The organism is Streptomyces sp. NPDC007863 (assembly GCF_040633895.1).
Lineage (GTDB): Bacteria > Actinomycetota > Actinomycetes > Streptomycetales > Streptomycetaceae > Streptomyces.
Genome location: NZ_JBEYEI010000001.1, coordinates 254,097 through 270,589 on the forward strand (window position 1 = coordinate 254,097; position 16,493 = coordinate 270,589).

Annotated in this window: 15 protein-coding genes; 10 read left to right on the plus strand and 5 right to left on the minus strand. The window is 75.9% G+C overall.

Going from position 1 to position 16,493, the window contains the following annotated elements:
- Nucleotides 1-25: 25 nt before the first annotated feature.
- Entirely contained in the window at nt 26-1,528 is a 1,503-nt protein-coding gene (locus ABZ621_RS01060; RefSeq protein WP_360599335.1) for a PQQ-binding-like beta-propeller repeat protein, read from the minus strand.
- A 72-nt stretch (nt 1,529-1,600) separates the two neighbouring features.
- Here ABZ621_RS01060 and ABZ621_RS01065 point away from each other — a divergent pair, with 72 nt between their 5' ends.
- Together ABZ621_RS01065 and ABZ621_RS01070 are read left to right on the plus strand one after the other, a co-directional pair.
- Nucleotides 1,601-2,449: a DUF6585 family protein gene (locus ABZ621_RS01065; protein WP_360599337.1), complete on the plus strand. Its 849-nt coding sequence runs from the start codon at nt 1,601-1,603 to the stop codon at nt 2,447-2,449.
- Nucleotides 2,450-2,616: 167 nt separating this feature from the next.
- Nucleotides 2,617-3,735, plus strand: coding sequence for a glycoside hydrolase family 19 protein (locus tag ABZ621_RS01070; RefSeq protein ID WP_360599339.1), 1,119 nt, complete (start codon nt 2,617-2,619; stop codon nt 3,733-3,735).
- Between the two features lie 64 nt (nt 3,736-3,799).
- Here the strand turns inward: ABZ621_RS01070 and ABZ621_RS01075 are convergent, their stop codons facing one another.
- Nucleotides 3,800-4,816 (minus strand): alcohol dehydrogenase, encoded by a 1,017-nt coding sequence (locus ABZ621_RS01075; protein WP_360599341.1) that lies wholly within the window; start codon nt 4,814-4,816, stop codon nt 3,800-3,802.
- A 249-nt stretch (nt 4,817-5,065) separates the two neighbouring features.
- Here ABZ621_RS01075 and ABZ621_RS01080 point away from each other — a divergent pair, with 249 nt between their 5' ends.
- From ABZ621_RS01080 to ABZ621_RS01090, 3 genes are all read left to right on the plus strand, one after another.
- Entirely contained in the window at nt 5,066-5,635 is a 570-nt protein-coding gene (locus tag ABZ621_RS01080) for a TetR family transcriptional regulator C-terminal domain-containing protein (RefSeq protein WP_360599343.1), read from the plus strand.
- An 89-nt stretch (nt 5,636-5,724) separates the two neighbouring features.
- A complete protein-coding gene (locus ABZ621_RS01085) occupies nt 5,725-6,297 on the plus strand; it encodes a hypothetical protein (protein ID WP_360599345.1) in 573 nt (190 codons plus the stop codon).
- Nucleotides 6,298-6,381: 84 nt separating this feature from the next.
- The gene (locus ABZ621_RS01090; protein ID WP_360599347.1) at nt 6,382-7,686 is read left to right on the plus strand and encodes an MFS transporter; all 1,305 of its coding nucleotides are present in this window, start codon (nt 6,382-6,384) and stop codon (nt 7,684-7,686) included.
- Nucleotides 7,687-7,726: 40 nt separating this feature from the next.
- Here the strand turns inward: ABZ621_RS01090 and ABZ621_RS01095 are convergent, their stop codons facing one another.
- A complete protein-coding gene (locus ABZ621_RS01095) occupies nt 7,727-8,716 on the minus strand; it encodes a serine hydrolase domain-containing protein (RefSeq protein ID WP_360599349.1) in 990 nt (329 codons plus the stop codon).
- 152 nt (nt 8,717-8,868) lie between these two features.
- Here ABZ621_RS01095 and ABZ621_RS01100 point away from each other — a divergent pair, with 152 nt between their 5' ends.
- Both ABZ621_RS01100 and ABZ621_RS01105 read left to right on the plus strand, forming a co-directional pair.
- Nucleotides 8,869-10,584 carry a CAP domain-containing protein gene (locus ABZ621_RS01100; protein ID WP_360599351.1) on the plus strand — a complete coding sequence of 572 codons (1,716 nt, stop codon included), beginning with the start codon at nt 8,869-8,871 and terminating at the stop codon, nt 10,582-10,584.
- Between the two features lie 89 nt (nt 10,585-10,673).
- Complete coding sequence (locus tag ABZ621_RS01105; RefSeq protein ID WP_360599353.1) at nt 10,674-11,321, plus strand: alpha/beta fold hydrolase; 648 nt, start codon at nt 10,674-10,676, stop codon at nt 11,319-11,321.
- 6 nt (nt 11,322-11,327) lie between these two features.
- On the opposite strand, the gene ABZ621_RS01110 is transcribed toward ABZ621_RS01105, so the two are convergent.
- The gene (locus ABZ621_RS01110) at nt 11,328-11,495 is read right to left on the minus strand and encodes a hypothetical protein (protein ID WP_360599355.1); all 168 of its coding nucleotides are present in this window, start codon (nt 11,493-11,495) and stop codon (nt 11,328-11,330) included.
- A gap of 191 nt (nt 11,496-11,686) precedes the next feature.
- Here ABZ621_RS01110 and ABZ621_RS01115 point away from each other — a divergent pair, with 191 nt between their 5' ends.
- Complete coding sequence (locus ABZ621_RS01115) at nt 11,687-12,175, plus strand: DUF1269 domain-containing protein (protein WP_360599357.1); 489 nt, start codon at nt 11,687-11,689, stop codon at nt 12,173-12,175.
- A gap of 53 nt (nt 12,176-12,228) precedes the next feature.
- Nucleotides 12,229-13,323, plus strand: coding sequence for a chemotaxis protein (locus ABZ621_RS01120; protein ID WP_360599359.1), 1,095 nt, complete (start codon nt 12,229-12,231; stop codon nt 13,321-13,323).
- Nucleotides 13,324-13,420: 97 nt separating this feature from the next.
- Here the strand turns inward: ABZ621_RS01120 and ABZ621_RS01125 are convergent, their stop codons facing one another.
- Nucleotides 13,421-15,499 (minus strand): SpoIIE family protein phosphatase, encoded by a 2,079-nt coding sequence (locus tag ABZ621_RS01125; RefSeq protein ID WP_360599361.1) that lies wholly within the window; start codon nt 15,497-15,499, stop codon nt 13,421-13,423.
- A 191-nt stretch (nt 15,500-15,690) separates the two neighbouring features.
- On the opposite strand from ABZ621_RS01125, the gene ABZ621_RS01130 reads away from it, so the two are divergent.
- Complete coding sequence (locus tag ABZ621_RS01130; protein ID WP_360599363.1) at nt 15,691-16,464, plus strand: D-Ala-D-Ala carboxypeptidase family metallohydrolase; 774 nt, start codon at nt 15,691-15,693, stop codon at nt 16,462-16,464.
- Nucleotides 16,465-16,493 lie beyond the last annotated feature (29 nt).

Sequence of the window (16,493 nt, forward strand, 5' to 3'; positions counted from 1 at the left end):
TGGATCACCGGTGGACGGGGGAGGGTCACTCCCGGGCCGGGGCGAAGGAGACCAGACGGGGCTGCCGCCGGGCGTCGTCGCCGCTGACGCCGGTGGGCATGGTGACGATCCTTCCGCCGACGTGGAGGACACGGCCCGCCATCGTGCTGTACTCGGCCTCGGCGGCGGCCGCCGGGTGCTTCAGGAGCACCTTCTCGGTGTCGGCCCCGCCCTTGCCGAGGACGAAGGTGCGGCCGGGGCGGCTGGGGGTGGCCGACTCGTACACGAGGGTTCCCGACGCGGAGGGGGAGCCGACCGGTGTGAGGGTCCTGCCGTCGTGCGTCCGGATCCCCCACAGGAGCTTCCCGGTCGCCAGGTCGTAGGCGCCGACCCGGTCCGTGCCGCCGACGTGGACGAGGCCGTGACCGACGACGATGCCCGGGCAGGGCTGGAGGTCCGCGTCGATGCCGACGTGCACGCAGTGCTCGAAGCCCTTGGGGCGCGGGTCGATGGTGCGGCGCAGCTCGCCCCGGGGGCCGAGGGCGACGATCCGCCAGTCGTCGGTGAGCCGTTCGTTGTCGATCGAGGTGTACACCACCGGGTCGACCGAGATCATCCGTTCCGCCCGCCGGCCGGCCGGGGTCCGGTGGCGCCAGCGCACGGCACCGGTGCGCGGATCGAGCTCGCGGAGCTGGGAGTACCGCGTGCGCCGGTCCACGCCGAGCGCGCAGGTGGCGCCGACCAGGAGCCTGCTGCCGCCGGCCACCCGGTCGGGGTGGCAGCGGCCCGGGTCCTCGGTGGGGATCGTGAAGAGCCGGGACCCGTCGGAGACGCGGAAGGCGGCGGCGCCCAGGCCTTCGGCGACGGCGAGGGTGTCCCCGCTGATCGCGGTGTGCACGATGACGGCGGGCGTGTCGCGGGCGGGGTCCCGCAGCAGCTCCTTCGTCCAGCCCGCCTTCCCGGTCCGCAGGTCGATCATCCGGAACCGGTCGCAGCGCGCGCCCCGTTGGGCGCCGCTGGTCGCGAGGACGAGGACGATCCGGCCGTCCGGGGTCGCCTGCTCCGGAGCCTCGCAGACCGGGGTGGGCAGGGTCAGGTTCCAGACCTCGGCGCCGTCCGAGAGCCGGTAGGCCGTGACCTCCCGGTACAGGGCCTGGACGATCGTGTCGCCGACGATCCAGGGGCCGTCGACGTGGACGGTGCGCCGGGGCAGGTCGGTGGAGTCCGCGGCGATCCAGGCGGCGGCCTCGCCGGGGCGGCGGGCCGCGGCCAGCTCCTGGGTGCCGGGGACGCGGACGGGACGAGGGGTGCGGAGCGAGGGCTCGGGGGAGGCCGTCCCGGAGGGCGGAGCGGCGCTCTCCTTCGCGTCCGCCGGCCGCGGCCGCCCGTCCCCGGGCCCGTATCCGTACCACCCCGCTCCGGCCACCGCGACGACCAGCAGCGCCAGACCGACGGCGAGCGCGGTCAGCCCGCGGTCGCGCCGGGAGCGGGGGACCGGTGCGGGGGGCTGCCGCCCCGGGGGATACCAGGACGGCGGTGTGTGCGACATCGGGTCCCCCTGTGGATCACCGGCAGTTCGGAGCAGAATTCTAGAACAAGGTTCTGTTCTGGCCGTAGCATAGTGGCGCCGACCGACGGCACGGACGGCACGGGCGACACAGACGACACCGACGCGGGACCGGGGGCGACGATGGTGCGGACCGACGCCGAACACGGCGGCTACGAACGGCTCATGAGGGAAGCGGCGGTACGGGAACGGCTCGGCGCCCCTCGCGGCGGCCACGCCTCCTCGGCGCCCGCGCGCAACCGCGGCGCCCTCGGGGTCGCGGTCCTCGCCTCGGTCCTCGCGGCGGCCGTCGTCGCCGCGCTCGCCGGCGGCTACGGCCCGCTCGCGATGGTCCCCGGATTCCCGCTCGTCCTCTGCCTCTTCGCCCTCCTCGGCCACCTCTTCTTCGGCGGCCGCACCGGCGACGCGCGCCTGGAGCAGTACGAGGGCGGGCTCGTGGTCCACCTCAAGGGCCGGATCCGGGTGGTCCGTTACGCCGACACGAAGGTCCTCGACAACACCGTCCGCCGCACCCAGTACGGCCGGACCCTCTCGGTCACGTACTCCTTCGGCCTCACCGACACCGAGGGGCGCAACCTCGTCGTCGGCAGCGTCTTCGCCGGCGGCGAGATCTGGGGCCCGCTGCTGCGCCAGGACTCCGCCCGCGCCCAACTCCCCGGCGCCCTCGCCCGCCTCGACGCCGGCGAGCGCCTCGACTTCGGCCTGGTGTGGCTGACGGCCGACGAACTCGGCTCGGGCCGGGCCTCGGCGCCCTGGCGCGCGGTCCACGGGGTCCAGTTGGCGGACGGCACCCTGACCGTTCGGGCCGAGGGCCGGCGCGGGCCGCTGGTCGTCGCCCCGACCCGCTACCTCGCGAACACCGCACTGCTCCTCACGCTGATGGAGACCCTGCGCGTGCGGTGACGCGGAATCGGGCGACGGATACGCGAACTCCCTTCCCTCGCCCCTTACTTCAACTCTTGACGCAAGCTGGTCCAGACCTCTAGCTTCTCGGTGCGCGCAGCCCTGTTCTCCCCCACCCGGGCCCGTCCTCCGGCGGCCCGGCGAACTCCGAGGAGCGTGTCCTTCCCATGCGCAGAAGCCGATTCTCCGGGCGGGCCCTGGCCCTGACGGCCCTGACCGCCGTCCTGTCCGCCCTCTTCACCGTGGCGCCCGCCGAGGCCGCCGAGGGTTCCGTCACCGGACTCGCCGGCAAGTGCGTCGACGTCGCGGCGGCGAACAGCGCCAACGGCACCGCCGTCCAGCTCTACACCTGCAACGGCACCGACGCCCAGCGCTGGTCCAACCCCGGAGACGGCACCCTGCGCGCCCTCGGCAAGTGTCTCGACGTCGTCGACCGGGGCACCGGCGACGGCGCCTCGGTCCAGCTGTGGGACTGCGGCGGCGGCGCCAACCAGCAGTGGGTGGTCACCGCCGCCCGCGACATCGTCAACCCGGCCGCGAACAAGTGCCTGGACGTCCGCGACAACAACAGCGCCGACGGCACCCGGCTGCAGATCTGGAGCTGCACCGGCGCGGCGAACCAGAAGTGGAACGCTCCCGCGAGCGGCGGCGGCACTCCCGCTCCGTCCGGATTCGTGGTCAGCGAGGCGCAGTTCAACCAGATGTTCCCGAACCGGAACCCCTTCTACACGTACGCGGGTCTGGTCGCCGCCACCAAGAAGTACCCGGCCTTCGCGGGCACCGGCAGCGACACGGTGAAGAAGCAGGAGGCCGCGGCCTTCCTCGCCAACGTCTCCCACGAGACCGGCGGGCTGGTCCACATCGTCGAGCAGAACACCGCCAACTACCCGCACTACTGCGACGCCAACCAGCCCTACGGCTGCCCGGCCGGCCAGGCCGCCTACTACGGCCGCGGCCCGATCCAGCTCTCCTGGAACTTCAACTACAAGGCCGCCGGCGACGCCCTCGGCATCGACCTCCTGAACAACCCCTGGCGGGTCGAGCGCGAGCCGGACGTCGCCATGATGACCGGCCTCTGGTACTGGAACACCCAGAACGGCCCCGGCACCATGACCGCCCACAACGCCATGGTCAACGGCGCCGGCTTCGGCCAGACGATCCGCTCCATCAACGGCTCCCTGGAGTGCGACGGCCGGAACCCGGCGCAGGTCCAGAGCCGCGTCGACGCCTACCTCCGGTTCGCCTCGGTCCTCGGCGTGGCACCGGGCGGCAACCTCTCCTGCTGACGCCTCCGGGGAGGCGGGCAAGGGCGGGCGCCGGGTGGACTCCGGCACCCGCCCCTCGGCGTGCTCAGGCGGTGGCGTCCAGGACCGCGCGGAAGCGGGCCCGGCCGGTCAGCATGTGCTCGTAGGCCTTCGGCGCCTCGGAGAGCGGGAAGAACTCGATGCTCGGCCTGATCCCGTGGGCGGCGCTGAAGGCGAGGCTGTCCTCGTTCTCGACCGGGGTGCCGGTGAGGTGGCCCTGGACGGTGCGGGTGCCGATGATCAGCTCCCCGGTGTCCACCTGGACCGGGTCGGCCGCGGCGCCGAGGACCAGCAGCCGGCCGCGCGGCGCGAGCCCCGCCACCAGGGGGCCCATCGAGGCGCCGGAGGAGGCGGTGGCCAGGACCGCCGCCGCGCCGCCCAGCTCCTGGAGGGCCTCGGCGACATCCTGCGCGGTGCTGTCGACGTAGTGATGGGCCCCCAGCTCGCGGGCCGCCGCCTCCTTGTCCCGGCCGCGGCCGACGGCGACGACGCGGTGCCCGAGCGCCCGGGCGTACTGCACCGCGAGGTGCCCGAGGCCGCCGATGCCCTGCACCGCTATGAGCGAACCCGGCCGGGCCCCGCTCCGCTGGAGGGCCGTGAACGTGGTCAGTCCGGCGCACAGCAGCGGCGCCGCCTCGGCCGGCGGCACGCCGTCGGGGACCCGGACGAGACCGCTGGCTCTGGCGTACGCCACCTCCGCGTACCCGCCGTCGATCGTGGTCCCCGTCTGCTCCTGGTCCCGGCAGCTCACGAAGTCGCCCCGGCGGCACGGGTCGCACTCCCCGCAGTGCCCGGCGAGGAAGCCGATCCCGACGCGCTCGCCGGTCCGCCAGGCGCGGACCCCGGGACCGACCGCGTCGATCACGCCGACGATCTCGTGCCCGGGGACGATCGGCCGCGTGGGGTCGGCGCGCATGCCCTCGGCCGCGAGGACGTCGGTGTGGCAGATGCCGCAGAACTCGACCCGGACCCGGACCTGGTTCGGGGCGGGGTCGGCTAACTCCCGGTCGACGAGGCGGAAGTCCTGGGAGCCGGTGACTTCGACGGCTCGGTAGGTGTCCATGTGCTGCTCCTTGGGTAGGCCGAAGGTTCGGTCGTCGGTGATGCGGTCGTCGGTGGTTCCGATGTCGGCGGTTCGGATGTCGACGGTTCGGATGTCGACGGTTCGAGGGTCAATATGACCGTCCATCTTGGATTCGGCAAGCTTGGATTCTGGGGGTTCGGTCGAGTCAAGTGGACTCGCGCCAGGGGTGATTGACGCTCAAGACGACCGTTCATATTCTGGGGCGAGGAGAGCGAGGAGAGTGCAGCAGTGGCCAGGCCCAGCGTGCGTGAGCAGTTGGTCGAGGGCGCCGTGGAGTGCTTCCACCTGCGCGGGTTCAACGGCACCGGCATCCAGGACATCGCCCGTGCGGCCGGAGTCCCCAAGGGCTCGGTGTACAACCACTTCGCGAGCAAGGAGGACCTGGCCGTCGAGGTCCTGGAGCGCTACGCCGCCTCCCGCGACCTCGCCCGCCTCGACGACGGGACGCTCGACCCCCTCCCGCGGCTGCGGGCGCACTTCGCGTACCTCGCCGACGACCTCGAACGCTTCTCCTTCGAACGGGGCTGCCTCTTCGGGAACTTCGGCGCCGAACTCTCCAACCAGAGCGACCTGCTCCGCGACCGGGTGGAGACCGGCCTCGCCACCTGGACCGAGGCCGTCGTCCGCGTCCTCGGCGAGGCCCGCGCCGCGGGCGACCTGACCGGCCCGCTCGCTCCCGAACGGCTGGGGCCGTTCCTCGTCGACGCCTGGGAGGGCGCGGTGCTCCGCGCCCAGGTCACCCGGGACCGGGCCCCGCTCGACGGCTTCTTCGCGATCCTCGACGCGCTCACCGCCTGACGTACACCCGCTGTGCCGCGTTCACCCGTGGCGGTGGTCGCGGCCCGTACCGTCCGCCCGTCCCTCCCGCGTGCGGCAGCGTGACCGTCATGAACGCCCGCCGCGCCGTGCTCCCCCTGCTCACCGCCCTCCTCGTCGGCGGCTGCGTCGCCCTCCCGGAGCGGGCCGCGCCGCCCGCCCCGCAGCCCCCGGGAACCAGGCCGCCCGCGCTCGCGCCCGCCGCCCAGCGACCCCCGTCGGCCCTCCCGGAGCCGCCGGTGGAGGCCGAACCACGGGAGGAGCTGGCGGAGGCGGAGGCGGAAGGGGAGGGGGGAGCGGAAACGGGGGCCGAGCCCCGGGAGACCGGCCCGGGAGCCGTTCCCCGTTCCGTACCCCGTCCCGTGCGGCCTCCCGCCCCCGTGCCGCCCTCCGCGTCCGTTCCGCGCCCGGCGCCCCGCGCCACGGCACCCCGCACGACGACCCCCCGCCCGACGGCGCCGGCGCCGGCGCAGTCGCGCCCGCCCCGGACCCGCGCCGCGACCCCGCCCCGGGAAGCCGCGCCCGCCGCCCGCCCGGCGGCGGGGGAGCGGCTGCCCGAGATGCGGAACCTCTGCCGTGAGGCGCGGCGGATCGACGCGCCCATGGGGGCGGCGGAGCTGTGCCGGAGCGTGTACGGGAGCTGAGGGCGCCGCCCCTCGAAGTGGCCCAGTGCGGCGGTCCGTCAATGGACCAGGGAACGCAGGCCACTTCGTTCTACGGTCGTGTCCATGGCGAACACCACCCCGACGCACCCCACCGTCACGCCCCCCGCCCCCGCAGGCTCCGCCGCCGCAGGTTCCGCCCCCGCAGGCTCCGCCGCCCGGGGCTCCGGCCGCCCCGCCGCGCCCCGCGTCCTGCTCCTCGCCCAGCTGAGCAACGCGGTCGGCGACGGCGCGTACTACGTGACGTCCGCGCTCTACTTCACCGGAGTCGTCGGGCTCTCCGCCGCCCAGGTCGGGGCGGGACTCGCCGTCGCCTGGGCCGTGGGGTCACTGGCCGGCGTGCCGCTCGGGACGCTCGCCGACCGGCGCGGACCGCGCGGCGTCTGCGTGCTCCTCGCGCTCGTGACGGCGGCGGCGGTCGCCGCCTTCCTCGTCGTCGACTCCTTCCCGGCCTTCCTCGCCGCCGCGACCGTCTTCGCCTGCGCGCAGAGCGGACTGGCCGCCGCCCGGCAGGCGCTGCTCGCCGGACTCGTCGCGCCGGCGGACCGTACGGCGGTCCTGGCCCGGCTCCAGGCGGTCCTGAACGCCGGACTCGCCGTCGGCGCGGCCCTCGGCGGCCTCGCCCTGCACGCCGACACCCGGGGCGCGTACCTCGCCGTCCTCGCCCTCGACGCGGCCGGCTTCGTGCTCGGCGGTGCGCTGCTCGCCCGTCTCCCCGCACCCCCGGCCGCGCCCGCGACCGCCGCCGTACGGGCCTCCGGGACGGCGGTGCTCCGCGACCGGCCGTACGTGGTCCTCGCCCTCCTCAACGCCCTGATGCTGCTGCGGATGCCAGTGCTGAGCCTCGCGCTGCCGCTCTGGATCGTGCAGCGGACCGCCGCGCCCGGCTGGACGGTCTCCGCGCTCTTCGTCCTCAACACCGCCGCCGTGACCGCCTTCCAGGTGCGTGCCGCCCGCTCGGTCACCGACCTCGGGTCGGCCTCGGCGGCGGTGCGGGGCGCGGGCGCCGTCATGTGCGCCTCCTGCGCCGTCTTCGCGGTGACCGCGCTCCCCGGCCTCGGCGCCACGGCGGCCACCGCCGTCCTCGTCGTCGGCGCGGTGCTCCACGTGACCGCCGAGATGCGGCACTCGGCCGGCTCCTGGCAGCTGGGCCTCGGGCTGGCCCCCGCCGACCGGATCGGCCAGTACCAGGGCTTCTTCGGCGCCGGCGTCCCCGTGGCCCGCACCCTCGGACCGCTCGTCGTCACGGCCCTCCTCATCGGCGTCGGCCCCGCCGGCTGGCTCCTCCTCGGCGCCGCCTTCGCCCTGGCCGGCGCCGCCACCGGCCCGGTGGCCCGCTGGGCGGCCCGGACGCGGCCCGCCGGCGCCTAGCTAGGACGTGTCTTCCGGATCATGCCGGGGCCGCCGGTACTCAGCCGCGCGCTCCGGCCTCCCTGAGGAGGGCGAAGCCGGGGCGGTCGACGGAGGCGGTCGTGGCGGCCAGGACCACCGCGCCGGTGCCGGACGCGCGGTCCAGGCCGAGCCAGGAGCGGAAGCCGCCGGTGCCGCCGTTGTGCATCGTGACGGTCAGGCCCGCGACCCTCAGGGTGATCCAGGCCGCGCCGATCCGCGTCCCCGGGGCGAAGCGCAGGACGGGGTCGAGCGCGGCGATCCCCGGCGCCGTGCCGTCGAGCAGGGCGGCGGTGAGGCGCGCCATGCCGCCGATATCGGCCCGGATCCCGCCGGCCGGCCCCAGCGCCTCGCCCGTCCACGGCTCGCGCGGCCGGCCGCGCCGGGTGGTGCCGGTGAGCGCGCCCGGCCGGAGCCCCGCCGGTCCGGCCGGGAGGTAGAAGGGGTCGAGACCGAGCGGGGTGCCCACCCGGTCGGCGACCAGTCGCTCGTACGACGTCCCGGCCGCGACCGCCAGCGCGTGCCCGAGGAGCTCGAACCCGAGGTTGGAGTAGCGGGGCCGCGGCGAGCGGAGCCGTACCGTGCGGGCCTGGTCGATCAGCTCGACGACGGACTCGCCGTACGGGTTGGTGCCGTGCCGCCAGAGCGCGAGCGTCCGCCGCCACGGCCGCGCCGAGCCGGGCACCCTCGGCAGCCCCGACCGGTGGGTGGCCAGCGCCCCCAGCGTCACGCCGCCGGCCGGCACGTCCGCGAGGGGCAGCAGCGCCCCGAGCGCCGTCCGCGCGGTGACCTCCCCGCGCCGCAGCGCGTCCGCGTACAGCAGCCCGGTCACGCCCTTCGACAGCGACCCGATCTCGCAGTCGGCGCCGAGCCCCGCCCCGACCGAGGCCACCGTCGTGCCCCCGGGCCCGACCACCGCCGCGGCGGCCGCGCACCGCCCGCCCGTCAGCTCCCGCAGCCGCCCCGCCAGCCGTTCGTCACCGTGTGCCCCGGCCGCCCGCTCCCCGTCCATGCGGCCACCCTAGGAGCCCACGCGGCGGCCGCCCAGTCCCCCTGTGACCCATGTCACGGATTCCGCTTTTCCTCTTTCCGTTATCGCCGTCCTCCGCGCAGGCTCTCCCAGGCGCAGGAAATCCGGGAACGGGCGAGAGAAGGACGGACGGCGTGCAGCGGACGACGGAGACGGACCAGATGGCCGAGTGGACGACCCAGCGGATACGGGCGGCGCAGTACGGGGACCCCTGGGCGAGCGACCAGGTCCTCGCCGCCCACCGGCCGCTCGTCCACGCCCTGGTGTCCCGCGCCCTCGACGCCCGCCCCGATGCCTCCGCCGCCGATGCCGTCGCGGGGGACACCCTGCGCCGCGCGCGGGCTGCCCTGCACACGCTGCCGTACCCGGAGGCGTTCCGACCCTGGCTCGTCGGCCTCGCCGTCGACACCGTCCTCGGCCACGCCGCCCTCGGCCCCGACGGGGGCGGGGGCTGGCTGGACGTCCAGGACGCGGTCCTGGCCGCGCTCGGCTCGCTGGAGGCCGAGGGGCTGCTCCGCCGCTACGAGACGGCGGCCGCGCTCCAGTGGACGCCGGAGGACACCGCGGCGCGGATGGAGACGGTACGGGCGCGCGCCGAGGCCGCCCGGTCCGTGGAGGCCGCCCTGGCGCGGCGCCCCCGCTGCCCCGGGCTCCAGGAAGTGGCCGCCGGCTGGGACGGCCGCCCGGGCGCGGGCTGGCGCGACCACCTCGCCCGGCACACCCTGTGGTGCGCCCTCTGCGGCTCGGCGGCGTCGAACGGCGTCGCGCCGACCGTCGTCGTGCCGTCCGCCGTCGTGCCCTCCACCGTGGTGGCCGGGTCCGCCGCCCCGGCGTACGGCGCGGACACGGACACCGTCGCCGACGCCTTCGCGGACGCCTTCCCGGACGCCTTCGCGGAGGAGGCGACGCGGGCCTACGACCTCGGCGGGCTCGCCCCAGCCGCCCCCGCCGCCCCCGCCGCCTCCGACGGACGCCGGGCGACGCGCGGGGACCGGCGCCGGCGGCGCCAGGCCGAGGAGCGGACCCGGCGGCGCGCCGCCGTCGCGGCCGGCATCGCGGTCGTCGCGGTGACGGGCGGGGCGTTCTCGCTGTACGGCGGCGGCCGGGACGGCAAGGAGCTCCTGGAGACGAACCGCGCGGCCGCCCCCGGCCCCGACACGCCCCTCAGCCACGACCCGGACTCCCTCTCCACCACCCCCGCCGGCCTCGGCGCGAGCCCCTCCGCGTCCGCCACGTCCCCCGGCCGGACGACGGCCTCCGCCACGCCCGGCGGCGGGAAGAAGACCGCCACCGCGCGCCCCACCACGGCGGCCCCCACCCCGCAGCGCACCACCGCGATCCCCACCCCCACCCTTCCCAGGAAGACCGCCGCGCCGACGACGGCCGCGCCGAAGCCCGCCCCCACCACCGCGTCGCCGACGCCCTCCACCGACCCGGCCCCGGGCGGCGGCGCGCAGAACGACGACGGCCAGGGCTCCGCCGCCGACCAGGTGCTGTCGCTCGTCAACGCCGAACGCGCCAAGGCGGGCTGCGGACCGCTCACCGCGAACGCGACCCTCGCGCGCGCCGCGCAGGCCCACTCCGACGACATGGCCGCCCGCGACTTCTTCGACCACACCAACCCCGACGGCGCCGACCCCGGGGACCGCGTCACGGCCGCCGGCTACCCGTGGTCCACCTACGGCGAGAACATCGCCATGGGCCAGCGCACGCCCGAGCAGGTCATGGAGGCGTGGATGAACAGCCCGGGCCACCGCGCGAACATCCTCAACTGCGACTTCAAGGAACTCGGCGTCGGCATCCACGACGACGGCGGCCCCTACTGGACCCAGGTCTTCGGCGCCCGCTGACCCGGACGCCCGCCTCCCGCGAGGCGCGCGACGGCCCGTGACAGACTGGCCTGCCCGCGTCCTCACCCGAACGGCCGACAGGAGGCCCCATGTCCGTGCGTTCCCGGTCCGGCGCGGCCGGGCAGCTGCTCGTACGGTACGGAGCCGAGGCGCCGGAGGCCGCGGTGCTCCTGCTGCACGGCGGACGGGCCGACGGACTGGACGCGCCGCCGCTGCTCAACCTGCCGGCCCTGCGCATGCGGCCCTTCGCCGAGGCCGTGCGGCGGGCCGCGCGGGGGAGGGCGGTCCTGGTCGCCGAGGGCCGCTACCGGCACCGGGGCTGGAACGGCGAGCGCGCCGACGCCGCCCGGGACGCCGAGGCCGCGCTCGCCGGGCTGCGGGCGCGTTTCGGGGAGATGCCGGTCGTCCTCGTCGGCCATTCGATGGGCGGACGCGCGGCGCTCGCCGTGGCGGGGGACCCGGCGGTCCGGGGAGTCGTCGCCCTCGCCCCCTGGTGCCCGCGCGGCGAACCCGTCGCCCACCTCGCGGGCCGCCGCCTTTACCTCCTCCACGACGAGACGGACCGGGTCACGGCCGCCCGCGACTCCTGGGAGTTCGTCCGCCGGGCGCGCGAGGCCGGCGCGGACGCGACCGGCATCGCCATGCCGGCCGGCGGCCACGCCATGCTCCGCGGCGCCGGCCTCTGGCACCGGCGCGCCACCGAACTGGCCCTGGAGACGCTGGCCTCCGGCCGCTAGGAGCGCTCAGGCGATCAGGAACGGAGCCAAGGCCAGGGCCTCCGGGTCGTAGGAGACGCGGGCCACCGGTCCGCCGCACTTGCCCCGCGTACTGCGCTCGACGCCGCCGTCGGCGTCGGCGAACGTGTACCAGGCCGCCCCGTCCGTGGTCTTGAAATCCAGAGTGGCGGGCACGATCTCGACGTGACGTCCCCCATCGGCGCGCGCCTCCTGAGATCCGCGAGCGGGATCGCCGTCCGGGCGCGGCTGTCGACCAGCTGGAGGCAGCGTGGACCTTCGGCGCCTCCGATTCGCGGGAGCGGGCATATCGGGACAGGATCGGGCGTAGCCGGGGGCGCGAGCCCCCGTGCGGTCGAGGAGGCATCGTGGCTGAGCTCATCGTGATCGGGTACGAGGACCGTGCCGTCGCCGAGGAGGCCCTCGGCACCGTGCAGGACCTGCAGCGCGACCAGGTCGTCGGGCTCAACGGCCTCGCCGTCGTCTCCGTCGACACGGAGGGGCGCACCCACGTCGACACCTCCAACCGGGTCGTCGGGGTGACCGCCGCGACGGGTGCCCTGTGGGGCACCATCTTCGGCATCCTCTTCCTCGCCCCGGCCGTCGGCGCCCTCACCGGCGCCGCGCTCGGCGGGCTCGTCGGCCGGCTCAGCCAGTCGGGCGTCGACGAGCGGTTCCGGCAGCAGGTCGGCGATCTGCTGCGCCCCGGCACCGCGGCGGTCGTGATCATGGCCGCCAAGCTCACCGAGGACAAGTTCACGGCGGCGATGCAGCGCCACGGCGGCACCGTCCTGAAGACCTCGCTCAGCGACGCGGACGAGAAGGAGCTCGCCGAACAGCTCGCCGGAGCGGAGTGACGGCGCCCGCCCGTCCGCCGTGCTCTTCCCCCACCCTCGCAGGAAGGCCCCCCATGGATCCCGTGCTCAGCAGTGAGGTGCTCGCGAAGCTGCGTCAGCCCCGGCCGTACCCGGCCGTCTCGCTGGTGATGCCGACGCACCGCCGCGAACCGGACAACGCCCAGGACCCGGTGCGGCTGCGCAATCTGCTCTCCGAGGCCGAGCGGACCCTCGACGGCGATCCGGACGTGCCCCGCGAGCGCCGGCTCGACATCCTCGACCAGCTGAGCCGCGCCGCCGCCGAGGTCGACCTCGCGCACGCCGAGGACGGGCTCGTCATCTACGCGGCGCAGGGCGAGCACCAGGTGTGGTCGCTGCCCAGGACCGTGCCCGAGCGGGTGGTCCTCGCGGACACCTTCCTCACCCGCAACCTCGTCGCCGCCCGCGCCGCCGAGAAGCCCTACTGGGCCCTCGCCGTCGCCGCCGACCGGGTCTCGCTGTGGAGCGGCGGCCCCGAGCGGGCCGTCGAGGCCGCGTGGGACGGCTTCCCGCTGACCCGCAGCCTGGAGGACCCGGACGCGGAACGGAAGGAGCGGATCGGCGACGTTCCCGGCACGTTCCGGGACGAGGCCGCCCGGCAGTTCCTGCGCGAGGCGCACGCGAAGCTGCGGGTCGTCCTCTCCGCCGAACCCCGTCCGCTGTACGTCCTCGGCGCCTCCGAGGCCCTCGGCCTCCTGGAGGAGCTGGGCCCGCTGGCTCCGGAGACCGTGACCGTCCCGCACGGCGGGCTCGCCGAGGGCCCGGCCGCCGCGGTCCACGCCGCCGTCGAACCGGCCAGGGCCGCCCGCGAGGCCGACGCCGTCTCGGGGCTCCTGGCCGACCTGGACGCGGCCCGGGGCCGCCGCGAGTTCGCCGGCGGCATCGACGAGGTGTGGCGGGCCGCGAAGGAGGGCCGGGCCCGCCTCGTCGCCGTCGAGGACGACTTCCGGACGGTCGTGCGCGAGGAGGGCGAGCACCTGGAACCGGCCGAGGCCGGTGACCCCGGGTCCCGGGACGACATGGTCGACGAGATCGTCGAACGGGCCCTGGACACGGGCGCGGAGGTGCGGTTCGTGCCAGGCGGCACGCTCGACGGCCGGGACCGCATCGCGGCCGTGCTGCGCTACTGACCCCCGCACCGCCGGGAACGGGACGCCCGTACGCCGGGCGTCCCGTTCCCGTGTGTCCTTGTCTCCGTGTGTCCTGTCCCGGCCCCCCCGTGCCCCGTCAGGGCGTCCCGTCCACCCGGAAGGCCAGCATCGCCGTGTCGTCGCGGTGGTCCGAGAGGCCCTGGAGGATGCGGAGCAGGTCCGGGAGGGTCTGACGGCGGCAGAGACCGGCCTCGGAGGCCAGCCTGCGCTGGCCCTCGTCGATGGGGGCGGAGGGCGTCTCGATGAGCCCGTCGGTGTAGAGCAGCAGGGTGTCGCCGGGACCCAGCACGTGCACGTGGGTCGTACGGAGGAAGTCCGAGGCCACGCAGAGCGGCGGGTCCGCCGCGCCGGCGAGGTAGCCGGCGTCGCCGTCGGCGGGGACGACGAGCGGCGGCGGGTGTCCCGCGCTGGACCAGCTCAGCAGCCACGTGCCGTCCGCGCGGCGGCGCAGTACGGCGTGCAGGGCGGTCGCCAGCGGGGCCGTTCCCAGACCCGCGGAGACGTGGTCGAGCCGGGCGAGCACCGCGTCCGGCCGGGCGCCGGGCCCGCCCGCGTACGCCAGGGCCCGCAGCATGCTCCGCATCTGGCCCATCGCCGTTGCCGCCGTGAGGTCGTGGCCCGCCACGTCCCCGATGTCGAGGACGAGGGTGTCGTCCGGGAGCGTGAAGGCGTCGTACCAGTCCCCGCCGATCTCCCCGCTGGGGCTCGCCGGCTGGTAGCGCGCGGCCAGTGTCCCGCCGGTGACCCGCGGCGGCTCGGTCAGGTGCGCCCGCTGGAGGCCGAGGGCGGTGCGCCGCGCCTGCTGGAGGTCGAGGACCTTGCGGATCGGGCGCTGGGCGTGGTGCAGCACCTCGCGCAGGAGCTCGGTCTCGGCCGGTCCGGGGACGGGCGTGTCGCCGTTGCTGCTGGTCGCGGCGTAACCGAGCACCCGGTCCTCGACGATCAGCGGGATCAGCGTCAGGCTGGTGGCCCCCGAGGCGTGCAGCCAGCGTTCGCTCACGGTCGGGATCAGCCCGGGCGGCACCGGCGCGCCCGGTACGAGCCGGAAGGTGACCGGCTCGCGGTGGTCGAGGACCTTCCGCACCGCGGGCGTCACGGCGACGCCCTGGCCGCGCAGCGCCGGCGGGGCGGGCAGCCCGGGGCGGGTCGCCGAGGCGATCCGCCGCGCCGTCACCCCGGCGTGCTCCGGCAGCGGCCACTCGTCGTGCGAGAGCAGGAGGACCAGGCAGGCGTCGGTGAGTTCGGGCACCACCACCTTCACCACCTCGGCGAACGCCTCGTGGAGACTCGCCCCCGACACGGCCGCGACCTGCGCGAGGAGTCGCTCGCGCAGCCGGGTGCCCCAGGCGTCCTCGACGTCGGCCGTGGCCGCCACCCACTCGGTGAGCCTGCCGTCGCGCAGGACGGGCACGGAGCGGGTGGTCATGTGCCGGTACGAGCCGTCCTCGGCCCGCACCCGGAACGTCGCCTCGAACACCCCGGGCTGCCCGCCCCCGCCGGCCGCGCGCCGCCACGCCTCGCTCAGCACGTCCCGGTCCCTCGGGTGGATGTGCGCGTACCAGCCCGCGTCGGCCCGCTGCCGCCAGGGCGTGCCCGTCAGCCGCTCCCAGCCCGGGACGATCTCCTCCATGACCCCGTCGGGTCCCATCACCCAGACCATCTGCGAGACGGCCGAGACCAGTGCCTCGTACCGCTGGAGCGTCAGCGTCTCGGCCGTGGTGTCCATGGCCAGGACGAGGATCCCGGGCCCGCGGTCGGTGGCGACGGCGCTGCACGAGTAGACGAAGTGCCGGGCCTGCCCGGGCTGCCCGGGGTCGGTTCGCCGCTCGCCGACGACCTGCCGGGCCCGTCCGGTGTCCCGTACGGACTCCAGCACGTCCAGGAAGCGGTGGCCGTCCGAGTCCGGGAACGCCTCCCGCGCCGGGAGGCCGAGCCGCCGCGCCCCGAAGAGGCGGGTGAAGGCGGAGTTCGTGTAGAGGAGCCGCCCCTCGGGTCCGGCGAGCACGGCGACGGCGGCGACGGTCCCGTCGAACATGCGCGGATCGAGGGGACGCCCGCCGGCGGCGGCGCCCATGGCGGCGGCCGGGCCCGGGCCCGTACCGGAATCGTCGGGTCCGGGACCGTCCGGGTCTCCCGTGGTTTCGCCGGCCTTCACGTTCTCATCATCAGGGCGCGGGACGATTCCGGCCCGCCGCCGTCCGGCCGCACGGCGGGCGGGCGGGGTGGTTGACGCGCGTCGACCCCAGGGGCCAGGCTTCCCCCCGACAGGTTCGCTGACAGATGCATGACATGTCCTGGCGTGCCCGCGCCGGGGCTCGTGCGCCCGTTGAGGTGGAGGCCCGCCCGATGCTCCTGCACAGCCGCGCTCCCGTTTCCCCCGTGACCCGGGTGTCCCCGGTGCCGAGACTCCTGCTCGCCCTCGTGCTGCTCGTCGCCGGTCTCGCCGGTGTCGTCGCCGGTGCGGGTCCCGCCCGCGCCGACGGGTGCTACACCTGGTCCCGCACGCTGTCCCAGGGGGCGAGCGGCGCCGACGTCACCCAGCTCCAGATCCGCGTCGCGGGCTACCCCGGCTACGGCGCCGTCCTCGCCGTCGACGGCTCCTACGGACCGGCCACCGCCGCCGCCGTGAAGCGCTTCCAGTCGGCCTACGGACTCGTCGCGGACGGGGTCGCGGGATCCGCGACCTTCAGCAAGCTGTACGCCCTCCAGGACGACGACTGCACGCCGGTCCACTTCACCTACGCCGAGCTGAACAACTGCAACTCCACCTGGTCCGGCGGGGCCGTCAGCGCCACCACGGCCAAAGCGAACGCGCTGCGGACCATGTGGAAGCTGGAGGCCCTCCGGCACGCCCTCGGCGACGAGCCCATCCGGGTGACGAGCGGCTTCCGCAGCACCTCCTGCAACGCGGCGGTCGGCGGCGCCACCGACAGCCGGCACCTGTACGGCGACGCGGCCGACCTCGGCTCCGGGCCGCACTCCCTGTGCCGACTGGCCCAGCAGGCCCGCAACCACGGCTTCAACGGCATCCTCGGCCCGGGCTACCCCGGCCACTCCGACCACGCCCACGTCGACCACCGCCCCAGCCGCTACTGGTCCGCCTCCTCCTGCGGCATCTGAGCGGGCCACCCCGCGCCACCCCGCCGGCC